The sequence below is a fragment of the Leptolyngbya sp. PCC 6406 genome (assembly GCF_000332095.2).
GTDB lineage: Bacteria > Cyanobacteriota > Cyanobacteriia > Phormidesmidales > Phormidesmidaceae > PCC-6406.
The window spans coordinates 2,396,512-2,409,246 of the sequence record NZ_KI913949.1 but is presented as its reverse complement, the minus strand read 5'-3'; the positions used below and the strand labels follow the sequence as shown (position 1 = coordinate 2,409,246).

Below are 12,735 nucleotides of genomic sequence, written 5' to 3'. Positions count from 1 at the left end.
AGACGACGATGCACTGGATGAACAGTGGGGCAGGGAATATGATGTCAACACCCCCAGCATCAAGGTCGTAGGATGCACCCGCGCCAGCGATGCCCCGTTTTCAGGGCACCGGGATAAACCGTCGCCGCCCAATCCTTGGTAATCGAACCTCAGCGACCCCTAACTATGCCCCGTTATGCCCTGATTGTTGGCATTGGCCAGCAGTACCAGTATTTATCTCGGCTGACCAAACCGGAAGGGGATGCCCAAAGGGTGCATGACCTGCTGAAGCAGCGGGGAGATTTTCAGGATATCCAGCTACTTATAGATGGGGTCACGTTCGGTTGCCTAGGCTCCGCCCTAGAAACCCTACTCCTGAAGCGGGCCAACCGGGATGACGTGGTGATCTACTTCACGGGCCATGGGTTCATCGCGGGGGAGACGGAGGACGACCAGGAGGGGTACTTGGCTACGGCGGACTGCCAGGTGGAACTGGCGGGGGATCGGGTACTGAATCAGCGGCGGGGGTTATCCTTTCGGCGCTTGAATGGGTTGGTGCAGCGGGCTAATTTGGCCAGCCTGGTGATGTTTTTGGATTGTTGCCACAGTGGCTATGCCCTAGAGCAGGGGACGATTCAGGCCGGGTTGTCAGCCTTCATCGATCGCAACTATTGCCTGATTGCCGCCTGTCGGGGATTTGAACAAGCCTATGCGGAGCGGGAGGATCGCCATAGTTTGTTTACGGGGGCGTTGGTGGCGGGGTTGCAGTCACCGCCTGAGGCCGGGGACATCACCACTTCGGGATTATTTCAGCGGATCAGTGCTGAGTTGCGGGGGGTGGGGCAGGAACCAACTTGGCTCAATGCGGGGACGGATGTGGTGGTGGTGCGATCGCGCCACCAGCCGATCGCACCTGTGGAGGACGAAACCAGTGAACCTTACCAGGGGTTGCGGGCGTTTACGCCGGAGACGCGGCGGTTTTTCTTTGGTAGGGATCGCGAAATTGTCCAAATCGTGCAGCACTTGGGCCGGGGGGCGGTGGTGCCGGTGATTGGGCCATCGGGTAGTGGCAAGTCCTCGGTGGTGCGGGCGGGGGTGGTGCCCTGGGCGCAGGAACAGGGGTGGCGGGTGTTGGAGCCGTGGATGCCGGGGCTGGAGCCCTGGGGGGAGGTGAAGCGCAGCTTTCGACAGGTGTTTGGCAACCGCGATATTGGGGCGGTGTATGGCCATCTGGAGGCGGGGGACTGGGGGGCGGTGGTGGCGATGTGGCCACCGGGGCCACCGACGTTGATGGTGGTGGATCAGTTTGAGGAGCTGTTTACGGTCTGCCGGGATGGGGCGGGGCGGCGGCGGGTGCTGGATTGGTTGGCGGCGGTGTGGCAAGGGCCGGAGCCAGTGGTGCGGGTGGTGATGACGATGCGGGCGGATTTTGTCCCCCAGTGGTTGGCCTGTCACCAGTTGATGCCGATGATCCAGCAGGGGGCGGTGTGGTTGGGGCCGCTGGTGGGGGCGGATCTGGAGCAGGCGATTACGGGGCCAGCGGCCTGTCTCAACTACCAGGTGCCGGGGGAGTTGCTGGGGTTGATTTTGGATGATGGGGCGACGGAGCCCAATTGTTTGCCGTTGCTGGAGTTTGCCCTGGCGGAGTTGTGGCAGCAGCGAGATCGCACCCAGCACCAGCTTACCGTTGCTGCCTATCGAGCCATGGGGCGGTTGCAGGGGGCGTTGGCCCAGCGGGCGGAGACCCTTTATCAACGGGATCTTAAAACGGAGCGGGAGCGGCAGATCTGTCGGGATCTGTGTGTGGCGTTGGTGCGGATTGGGCCGGAGGGGGTGGATACCCGCTGTCGCCAGGAGTGGCAGCGGTTGCTAGCGCAGCAGGCAGCAGGGCCAGATCAGCAAATCTGGGTTGATGTGCAGGAGGCATTGGTGGCGGGGCGGCTGTTGGTGCGGGATGGAAAAAATGGGGAGCTATTGGATTTGGCCCATGAGGCGCTGATGGGGGGGTGGCCTCGGTTTGTGGAGTGGCGGCAGGAAAACCGGGCTCAGCACCTGTTGGTGCAACGGCTGAAGGATGCCCAGCAGGAGTGGGAAGAGAAAGGGCAGGATGATGCCTATCTGGTGCAGGGGGGTCTGCTAGCAGAGCTACGGGAGCAGTGGGGGGCGTTGGCGGTGTCAGCGGGGCCGCTGCGGGACTTTTTTGACCACAGCGATGCCCAGGAACAGGGGCGGGTGGCGGCGTTAGAAAAAGCCTTGGCTGAGGCTCAGTTGAGGGAAACTTGTACCCGCCTCAATACTGCCCCCAACACCAATCCCCTGGAAAAACACCTCTTGGCCATCCAAGCTGTAACCATCAGCCAAGTCAAGTTCCAAGGGGAAGTAATTTCCCCTGTCCAAGACGTGCTGCATCGGGCCTTCACCCACCCCTGCGACTTCATGCGCTGGCAGTGCCATTCGGGCTCTGTCAATGCAGTGGCCTTTAGCCCCCAAGGGGATCGAGTGGTATCAGCGGGGCGTAACGGCACGGTGCGCCTGTGGGATCTGGCAGGTAATCAGATCGGCAAACCCTGGCAGGGCCATGGGAATGAGGTCAGGGGGGTGGCTCTTAGCCCACAGGGAGATCGGGTGGTCTCGGCGGGGGCGGACGGCACGGTGCGCCTGTGGGATCTGGCAGGCAATCAGATCGGCGACCCCTGGCAAGCCCACTCGGATATATTCCTTGGCGGGGGCGGCGAGGCAGTGGCTTTTAACCCACAGGGGAATCAGGTGGCCTCCGCAGGGGCGGACGGCACGGTGCGCCTGTGGGATCTGGCAGGCAATCAGATCGGCAAACCCTGGCAGGGCCATGAGGGATGGGTCAATGCGGTGGCCTTTAGGTCACAGGGGGATCGGGTGGCCTCCGCAGGGGCGGACGGCACGGTGCGCCTGTGGGATCTGGCAGGCAATCAGATCGGCGACCCCTGGCAGGGCCATGAGGGATGGGTTAGGGCGGTGGCCTTTAGTCCCCAGGGGGATCGGATCGCCTCGGCGGGCGATGACGGCACGGTGCGCCTGTGGGATCTGGAGGGCGCTCAGATCGGCCCGCCCTGGCAGGGCCATTCGAGCTCGGTCTTGGCGGTGGCCTTTAGCCCACAGGGGGATCGGGTCGCCTCGGCGGGGGCGGACAGCACCGTACGCCTGTGGGATCTGGCGGGTACTCAGCTCGGCAAACCCTGGCAGGGCCATAACGGCTATGTCAATGCAGTGATCTTTAGCCCACAGGGGGATCGGGTGGCCTCAGCGGGGGCGGACGGCACCGTGCATCTGTGGGATCTGGCAGGTATTCAGCTCGATAACCTCTGGCAGGGCCATGACAGCACGATTTTAGCGGTGGCCTTTAGCCCCCAGGGGGATCGGGTCGCCTCGGCGGGGGCGGACGGCACCGTACGCCTGTGGGATCTGGCGGGTACTCAGCTCGACAAACCCTGGTGGGGCCATGACGGCCATATCAATGCAGTGGCCTTTAGCCCCCAGGGAGAGCAGGTGGTCTCGGCAGGGGAGGACTGTACCTTGCGACTGTGGGATCTGGCAGATAATCAGATTGGTAACCCCTGGCAGGGCCATCAGGAATGGGTCAGGGCGGTGGCCTTTAGCCCCCAAGGGGATCGGGTGGTCTCGGCAGGGGAGGACTGTACCTTGCGACTGTGGGATCTGGCAGGTAATCAGATCGGTAACCCCTGGCAGGGCCATTCGGGTGGGGTCTTTAGCGGGGTTTATGCGGTGGCCTTTAGCCCACAGGGGGATCGGGTGGTGTCGGCGGGCTCTGACGGCACCCTGCGCCTGTGGGATCTGGAGGGCGCTCAGATCGGCGCGCCCTGGCAGGGCCATTCGGGCTCGGTCTTGGCGGTGGCCTTTAGCCCCCAAGGGGATCGGGTCGCCTCGGCGGGGGCGGACAGCACCGTACGCCTGTGGGATCTGGCGGGTACTCAGATCGGCGCGCCCTGGCAGGGCCATGCGGGCACGGTCTTGGCGGTGGCCTTTAGCCCACAGGGGGATCGGGTGGTGTCGGCGGGGGATGACGGCACGGTGCGCCTGTGGGATCTGGCGGGCGGTCAGATCGGCGCGCCCTGGCAGGGCCATGCGGGCAGGGTCTTGGCGGTGGCCTTTAGCCCCCAGGGGGATCGGGTGGTGTCGGCGGGGGATGACGGCACGGTGCGCCTGTGGCCGGGAGGGACGTGGCGGGATTGGTTGTATGCCTGTAGTTTGCGGTTGTTGCGGCAGCGGTGCTTGACCCGGCCCCGTAGCGACCTAGAGCGGCAGGTGGCGGCGTTTTGTCAGCAGCAGGTGTGGGGGCGGCAGGATTTGGCCCGGTATTATCAGGCCCAGGCGGTGGCGCTGGCCCAGGATGGGGAGCGGGGGGCGGCGGCGGCAAAGCTGGAGGAGGCCCGGAAGCTGGCCCCCGATCTCGACTTGGGGCAGTTTTTCTAGGGGATGCGGGGTGGACGAAAAAAAGGCGGTTTCAGATCCCTTAGGGTTATTTACATTGAAATGTAGGACTCTTTGGGGGTGATAGGCAGCAACCGCAAACATTGGTTTTGCAAATCTGGCTCTAGCCCGAGTTGTTCTTGAGGGATGACCCCCAACAGCGTTGCGACGCCATCGGGGAGTTCTAGACAGTCAAAGGTACCTTCTCTTCCCTCAATCTCTAGCAACACGCCTTGGAAGATACGGGCGGTCCCTGCCCCGGTGGCGGTGCGCGTACCCACTTCCCCGGCATAGCGCAACCCCAGAGACTGAATCAGGTTGCTGGGCAAGCAGAGCATTGAGGCTCCGGTATCGACAATGACTTCATCAACGCTGAGAGCCCGTATCTGCTCTGGGGGAATAAAGCCCCGCTCTGCCAGAACTTTGTCCACAAAGTTGGCAACTTTGATTGTGGTAACCACTTTGCCCATGTGTGCGATCGCGGTTGATAGCATGACCATGCCTCCTGAGAGTGCAGTGCGTTTATTGTAGTAGGGAGCAAAGTGGGGTAGCTCCCTGCGGCTCTAGGGTAGGCAAACAATCCTGCCGTGGGTCTCATGCTTCGACCCACGCTACAGGAGGAGAATGACTGGGGGACTGGGGATTTCAGGAGGCGGGGACGGTTTGCCGCAGGAGTTGGTGGTAGGCGCTGCGGGCGGCTTCGTAGTCGGGTTTGACTTGGATGGCCTGCTGGTAGGATGCGATCGCATCTCGGGAGCGGTCTAACATTTCCAGCATTCGGCCCCGCTGATGCCATGCCCAGTGGTTAGTCGGCTGGAGGCGCACCACATTGCCAAAGGCGATCGCCGCTTGCTGGACTCGATCTAGGCTTTCTAGAATGCTGCCCAGTTTGAACCAAGTCATATGATCCTCCGGCTGCAACTGCACCACCCGGTTGTAGGCCATGGCGGCTTCCGGCATCCGCTTTAGGTTTTCCAGGGCCATACCTCGCATCAGCCAAACATCGACATCGCGAGGGTTATCCTGGATGGCTTGGTCGCAGGCGGTAATGGTTTCTTCGTAATGGTGCAGGGTGTAGAGGGCTTCCACCCGCTTGAGGGCAATCAGCAGGCGCTTGCGGTTCTCCAGCGCCAGTTGAAAGTCGGGCTTGAGTTGGATGGCCCGATTGTAGGCCGCGATCGCGGTATCCAATTCGTTGAGGCGTTCCTGGATCTGGCCCAGATCATTCCAGACCCAGTAGTTGTCTGGTTGAATCCGAAGCACCTCCTCATAGGCCGCTAGGGCTCCCTCCATCCGCCCCAATTGCTCTAGGGCATTGCCCCGCTTTAGCCAAGCCAGGTAGTCATCGGGCTGGAGTTGCAGCACGCGATCGTAGGCCACCACCGCCGCCTCTGGGTTACCCAAGTTTTCTTGGGCCAAGGCCAGCTTGAACCAAGCGGTAACAGCATCGGGCTGAATCTGCACCACCTTGTCGTACCAAGGCAGGGCATCGGCAAAGCGATTTTGTTGAAATAGCTCATCGGCCCGCTCTAGCCAAGCCAGATGACTCTCGGAAAACGTCGCAGGGGTGGGGGTAATCCCTGTGGCCAGGGAAGTCGCTGGAACGACAACGGGAGTCGGCGAAATCGCTGCCTGCAAAGCTTGGAACGCTTCGCCCGCACTGTGGTAGCGCTGGCGAAAGTCGTAGCGCACCATCTTGTCAATCACATCGGCCAGGGGAGATTGTACCGAAGTCAAATCCCGCCACATGACCTCACTGGTGCGGGGATCCTTGGGCATCCGGCGGGGATCGAGGCCCGTCAGGGCTTGCAGAGCCAGCATTCCCACGGCATAGATATCGCTGCTGAGGCTGGGTTGCCCCGCCAGTTGCTCGTTGGGCATGTAGCCCATGGAGCCGATGGCCACGGTAATGCTGATCTGGCCATTTTCCTCAATGGGCTGGCTGCTGACCTGTTTCACCGAGCCAAAATCAATCACCACGATCTTGCCGTCCCGATGGCGGCGAATCAAGTTAGAGGGCTTAATATCCCGGTGAATGACCTGATGGTGGTGAACAATGCGGAGGGTGTTGAGGACATCCTGCATTAGCTCCACCACCGCCGTTTCTGAGAGCTGTTTACCGGGGTGGATTTCCTCCGTCAGCAGGGTGCCTTCCACATATTCCTGCACGAGGTAAAACTGGGTGTTTTCCTCAAAGTGGGCTAGCAGGCGGGGAATTTGATCGTGGGTGCCTAGGGAATAGAGCGCTTCCGCCTCCGCGTCGAAGAGGCGGCGGGCCGACTCTAGGGCGATAGGATCCGTTGTCCGGGGCTGGAGCCGTTTGACGACACAGCGGGGATGTCCCGGCAGATGTCGATCCTCGGCGAGATAGGTTTGCCCAAATCCTCCCCCACCCAAGTGATGGAGAATGTGGTAACGACCACCCAAAATCTGACTAGCCATAGCAGTTGCACCCGATTAATTTGAGGTCTCTACCCGAGGGCAAGCTCAATAGTTCTTATTGTGGCGATTCTCTCCATCATCGCGCACCCGTAGAACTGCTCTTCATCGGATATTCAAATTTTTCTGACCTTTATGAAATCTTCTTGGGGAAGTCGGGAACCTCACCCCCTGCTTAACTCAAGTTACCGGGATCTCGATGCCAGGTGGTTTGGGCCGGTACCGTGGTTACCAGGGGGACTCCCCGCGAAATTACGGTGCAGACCGTGGCGCGATCGCGGATTGCTGCGATCTCATCCGTCGTATCCAGGGTAATAACATTAGCGGGTTGCCCCACCGCCAGCCCATAATTCCCCGCCAGATTCAGAGTACGGGCACCATTCTCCGTAATCATGGCATAGCAGGCTTCCAGTTGGTCCCGGCCCGTCATTTGGCAGCCGTGGACCGCCACAGAGGCCACCTCCAGTAGATTACCCGTCCCCAAGCTGTACCAAGGATCCTGAATACAGTCGCTGCCCAGACTCACATTCTGTCCCTGCTGCCACAGTTCCTTGACGCGGGTCAAGCCCCGCCGCTTGGGGTAGGTGTCGCCCCGCCCCTGGAGGGTGAGGTTGATCAGGGGATTGGCGACAAAGTTAATCCCTGCCCGCTTGACAAAGCCCATCAGCTTAAAGGCATAGGCATTGTTATAGGAGCCAAAGGCGGTCGTGTGGCTGGCGGTGACCCGATGACCCATGTTCCGGCGGATGGCCTCCGCCGCCACCACCTCTAGAAACCGGGATTGGTCATCATCAATTTCGTCGCAGTGGATATCCACCAAGCGATCGTACTTTTCCGCCAGGTCAAAGCCGTACTGCACCGACTTCACCCCATCCTCCCGCGTCAGTTCGTAGTGGGGAATGCCCCCCACCGCATCGGCCCCCAGTTTTAGCGCCTCCTCCATCCGCTCCGCATTTCCCGGTGAGCTGTAGATCCCATCCTGGGGAAAGGCCACCACCTGCACAGTGATCCAGTCCTTCACCGCCTCTCGCACCGCCAGCAGCGCCTTCAGAGGGGTGAAATTGGGCTCGCTGACATCGGCATGGCTACGGACAAACAGCACCCCTTGGCGGGCCTGCATCTTCAAAGCTGCGATCGCACGTTCCTGAACATCCGCCAGCGTTAGGGACTGTTTGCGATCGCTCCAGATGGCAATCCCCTCAAACAGGGTGCCACTCTCATTCCAGCGGGGCTGGCCAGCGGTCAGCGCCGAGTCGAGGTGAATGTGGGATTCTACAAAAGGGGGACTCACCAACTGCCCCTGCACATCAATCTCCTGGGCTCCAGTCACCGCAAGCCGGGGACCAATAGCGGTGATATAGCCGCCATCCATAGCAATATCCACCAATTCCCCCGTCGCAGGGCTCCCTAGCAGTCGCCCCCGCCGCAATACCAACGCTACCGTCGCGGTCATGCCCCATCCCTCGTTACGCTATGTCCGGTATTTAGACCCGGTATTTAGACTTACTACAATTACGTTCCCAATGGGTGACCACAATTGGCACAAAAGCGATCGCTGGGCTGCACCGGAGAACCACACTGACTACAAAACTTGCTGGCAGACCCACTAGAGGCCGAGGAATTAGCCGAGGCAGTACTCGCCGCAGCACTCGCCGCAGACGCATGATCCGGGGAAGTCCTGGAAGGGGGTGTCCCCATCCGCATTTCCATATTCCCCATCCGCATCTCCATGGGGTTGGCATTCATCGTCATATTCCCCATTTGCATCGGCTGCATGGGGCGCATCGGTTCCATAGGCTGCATAGGACGCATCGGTTCCATCGGCTGCATTCCAGGAGTCACCGAGGGCATCGGACTCGGTTGGGCACCGGGGGCATGGGAAACTTGGGACGAAGCGGGTTGGGAAAACTGCATCGGTTCCATCGTCGGCAGCGTCCCCTTCGGCATCGCCGCTACTTGGCTCGTCTGCATCTGCTGGGCATGGGCCAGGGTATGGCCACTAGACATCCAACCCAATTGCCCCGATTGGAACTGGAGATGCTGATCGCCCTGGTTCGTACTGAGCTTGATCACAACCCCGTGTTCGGTGCGAAATAGCTCCGGCGGTGCGGTCCAAGCCCCAGTGGTGAACTGGCTACCGGACTGCTGCTGTTGCCCCGGCCCCCCCGAAGCTAGGGTGACAGCGGTTTGGTCACCAATGTTGTCAATGTAAAGATGCTGTCCGCCGCCTAAGTCGCAGGTGTAAGCCATGGTGGGTATGCCGCCGTCGGGTTCTGTTCCATCCTATTGTGACGCTAACCCCTGCCCTCCCACGCGGAAATCGATGGCAAGGTGAGGAATCCCGGTCTTTTAGGTTAGGCATCCTGCCTGACCGTGGGAAGCCGAGACCGCTATCCCACTTGATTTAATCCTGGGGTATCAACTCAAAGCGGGACAAGTGTTCTGGGGAGGAGTTAGGAGTTAGGAGCCAGAATCTAGGAGAGTACTGGATTCTGACTCCTGACTCCTGAATTCCTTGGAACCAATATTGTCTCGGCTTACGTTGATACCCTAATCCTGAATTTTTAAATCCAGACCTGGATCTGAATCCCCTGAACCTGAACCGGGCGCTCCTGGCGACAGGCGATAGCAGCGAGGGTCGAGGAACTCGGTATTGAGAGAAGCAGATTGGCCCGCCTGGGTATTGTGCAACAGCAGGGCAAAACTGCCCGCCCCCAGCCCCGACTGGGGCCACAGGCGATAACAGGGCAGATCCGTTAGAGCCGACTGGAACCCCTGGAGATAGGGTACAGGGACAGGAGCGAATTCCGGGAATCGCTGAAGTAACCATGCCCCCACCTCCTCATTTTCCGCCGGGGCATAGGTGCAGGTGGTGTATACCAGATAGCCCCCTGGTGCCACCAGTTGAGCCGCACCCGCCAGAATCCGCTTTTGACGATTGGCATTACGATTCGTGGTGATCGGATGGAAGCAACCAGGAACCTTTCCCCCTTTGGCTAATAGGGATTGGCCGCTACAGGGGGCATCCACCACCACCACTTGGGCACTGTGGGGGGTATGTTCTGCCCACAGTGCGGGGTCCAGGTTGAATACCTGGGCCTGGAATACCCCGCAGCGCTTGAGGTTGGCAATCAGAATTTTGACCCGCTTACGCACGGTCTCATTGCAGAGGAGGGTTGTGGGCTGGAGAGCCCGCCAACTGTAGAGACTCTTGCCCCCAGGGGCAGCACAAAGGTCCACCAAGGTAGTCACGGGGGTAGGAATCGCTCCCAGTACTGAAATGGCAAATATGGAGGAAAAGTCCAGACAGTAGAAATGGCCGGATTGGTGCAGAGGATGGGCTCCCGGACGGCTACCCAGGGGCAGTCGATCGACCCAGGTCGGCTGCCAAGTCAGGGGCGGTAACGGGGTCAGGTCCGACGGCAAGGACTCAGGGCGAGGGCGGGTCCAGAGAATGGCGGGGGGATAGGAGATGGGATGCTGTAGGGTCTGGATAAAGGAAGTGCGATCGCACTCCTCTGTAAACACCTGCTGACTTAGCTTGACCAGATGACGGGAAGGATCTGTAGCCGAGAGAGATTTCTTAACCACCAATTCCCCTATCCCATTCGCTTCCAGATGCGGATGGTTTTATCGGCACTAGCGCTGGCCAGGAGCCTACCGCTCCGGTGAATCGCCACGGAAGTCACCGCATTGGTATGCTCCGCCAGCGTCGTTTGTAAATGGCCAGTCTTCGCATCCCAAATACGCACCGTAGCGTCGGTACCACCACTGATAATAGTGCGATTGTCGGGGGCAATTTCCACAGAATTAACCTCCTGCAAATGGCCACTGAGACAATGAATTAAAGCCCCCGTAGCCGTACTCCACAAACGGACCGTGCGATCCTTACTAGCACTAGCAACAAATAACCCATCCCGACTGACCGTGACACAGTTCACGGACCCATGGTGGCCCGCCAGCGTCCGCACCACCACCCCCGTCTTCAAATCCCAGATACGAATCCGATTGTCCATCCCCCCACTGAGGAGCAGCGATTCATTGGGAGTAATAGCCAAGGACTTAATAGCCGCTGGAGAGCCCGTCAGAGTCCGAATTAGGGTGCCTTTATCCAATTTCCAGAGGTTAATCGTTTTATCCTTGCTGCCACTAGCCAAAAGCCATCCCTCATGACCAATGGCCACACTGGTCACGTCCCGCACATGACCCTTGAGGGTGTGGAGTCGTCGCCCCGCCGTTAGATTCCACACCCGCACCGTCTCATCATCACCACAACTTACAAGCACCTGCCCCTTAGCGCTGATAGTGACCCCATTAACCCCCCGAGGATGGCCCTGGAGAGTAAACATGAGGGCTCCAGTTTGGAGGTTCCAGACCTTAATGGTGTCATCCAGACTACCGCTGACCAGGGTAGGGGTGCGGGGATTAAAGGCCACTGTCGTCACCCAAGACTGGTGACCTTGCAGCATTCCAATGCAATGCCAACCACTTTCCGGAGGCACCTTAAGCACAGGAGTGCCAGAAGAGGGCAATGGCAGAGGCGCAGACGGCGGTGTAGGAGGAGTTGTGACCGGCACTACGGTATCGGGAGCCTCCCGAGGGGTTGACACCGGCAAGGCGGTATTTTCCGAGAGTCGTCCAGTGGGATGCTGGCGCACCCATGCCGGTACATTGCCCTGGAGTTGGGGCAAGTAGGTCAAGTCCTCCAGGACTTCGGCGGCGGTTTGGTAGCGCTCACTTACCGCATCCTTCACCATGCGATCCAGGATTTGCCCCAGTTCTTTACTGACCTCCAGATCTTGCTGGGCCAGATATTCTCGCCAGCGCCAGCAGCCCTCCATAGGGTCGTACAACCGCTCCGGTTTGCGCCCTGTCAATAGATGCAGAGCAGTGGCCCCCAGGCTATACACATCACTACAGGGGTAGGCTTGACCACTGCGTAATTGTTCGATGGGGGCATAGCCCTCAGTGCCGATGCGGGTACCGGGTTCCAGAGCGAGGGCTTCTCCGAATTGCTTGGCAATGCCGAAATCGATTAGAAATAGGCGGCGATCGGTTTCCCGGCGAATGAGATTACTGGGAGTAATATCCCGATGAACTACGCCGTGGTGGTGAATGAAATCAAGGACGGGTAGCAGATCCTTCAGTAGGCTCCGAACACCCGCCTCATCCAATGGACCCTTCTGGACCATCTCCTGGATTAGGGTTTTGCCATCGATAAACTGCTGCACTAGATAGAGGTACTGCTCATGCTCAAAATAGGCCAGTAGGGCAGGAATCTGAGCATGTTCCCCTAGATCATGGAGCCGTACCGCCTCCTGGGTGAACAACTGCACGGCCTTATCAAAGGCTTTGGTGCCCTGGGCTTGGGGGGCAAATTGTTTGACGACGCAGGGGGCATTGAGGCGGTCCCAGTCCTCCGACAAATAGGTGCGCCCAAAGCCACCCCGCCCAATTAGCTTAATAGGACGATACCGCCCTCGTAGTAACTTGACCAAGGGCGTTCCGCAGGCATGGCAGGCGTCTGCCGTATCGCGGTTAGCAGGTTGTGAACAGTTAGGATTCAAGCAGGAAATCATACCGCCAGAAGCACCACACCATGGTGTACGTAGACCCCGGTTGGGGAAACCCTAAATTTTAGAGCAGTATTTAGAGCCGTTGTCTTAGGGCTAGGGTGCTGCCGGATAGTATCCCTGCCGTTTATGGAACCAGCATAGTTCAGAACAACTGGCCCCTTACGAGTTTTGGTGGATTCTTAGGGTCTTTACAGAAAAATTCCTGCTCTGGGAGGGTATTGGGGTATTGGGGTATTGGGGTATTGGGGTATTGGGGTATTGGGGTATTGGGGTATTG

Annotated in this window: 7 protein-coding genes; 1 reads left to right on the top strand and 6 read right to left on the bottom strand. The window is 59.5% G+C overall.

All coding sequences use genetic code 11. From position 1 onward, the window contains the following. Positions 1-165 precede the first annotated feature (165 nt). A complete protein-coding gene (locus LEP6406_RS34760) occupies positions 166-4,446 on the top strand; it encodes an nSTAND1 domain-containing NTPase (protein ID WP_027269038.1) in 4,281 nt (1,426 codons plus the stop codon). 50 nt (positions 4,447-4,496) lie between these two features. On the opposite strand, the gene LEP6406_RS0210720 is transcribed toward LEP6406_RS34760, so the two are convergent. The 6 genes from LEP6406_RS0210720 to LEP6406_RS0210695 all read right to left on the bottom strand — a co-directional run bounded on the left by LEP6406_RS0210720 (position 4,497) and on the right by LEP6406_RS0210695 (position 12,461). Then, the gene (locus LEP6406_RS0210720; protein ID WP_263971162.1) at positions 4,497-4,943 is read right to left on the bottom strand and encodes a retroviral-like aspartic protease family protein; all 447 of its coding nucleotides are present in this window, start codon (positions 4,941-4,943) and stop codon (positions 4,497-4,499) included. A 145-nt stretch (positions 4,944-5,088) separates the two neighbouring features. Then, on the bottom strand, positions 5,089-6,885 hold the full coding sequence (locus LEP6406_RS27500) for a tetratricopeptide repeat protein (protein ID WP_008308002.1): 1,797 nt from the start codon (positions 6,883-6,885) through the stop codon (positions 5,089-5,091). A 172-nt stretch (positions 6,886-7,057) separates the two neighbouring features. After that, a complete protein-coding gene (gene codA, locus LEP6406_RS0210710; RefSeq protein WP_008308004.1) occupies positions 7,058-8,335 on the bottom strand; it encodes a cytosine deaminase in 1,278 nt (425 codons plus the stop codon). 59 nt (positions 8,336-8,394) lie between these two features. After that, positions 8,395-9,132 (bottom strand): zinc ribbon domain-containing protein, encoded by a 738-nt coding sequence (locus tag LEP6406_RS0210705; RefSeq protein WP_008308006.1) that lies wholly within the window; start codon positions 9,130-9,132, stop codon positions 8,395-8,397. A 300-nt stretch (positions 9,133-9,432) separates the two neighbouring features. Then, positions 9,433-10,473, bottom strand: coding sequence for an RsmB/NOP family class I SAM-dependent RNA methyltransferase (locus tag LEP6406_RS0210700; protein ID WP_008308009.1), 1,041 nt, complete (start codon positions 10,471-10,473; stop codon positions 9,433-9,435). A gap of 8 nt (positions 10,474-10,481) precedes the next feature. After that, positions 10,482-12,461, bottom strand: a complete 1,980-nt coding sequence (locus tag LEP6406_RS0210695; RefSeq protein ID WP_027269037.1) for a protein kinase domain-containing protein — start codon at positions 12,459-12,461, stop codon at positions 10,482-10,484. Positions 12,462-12,735 lie beyond the last annotated feature (274 nt).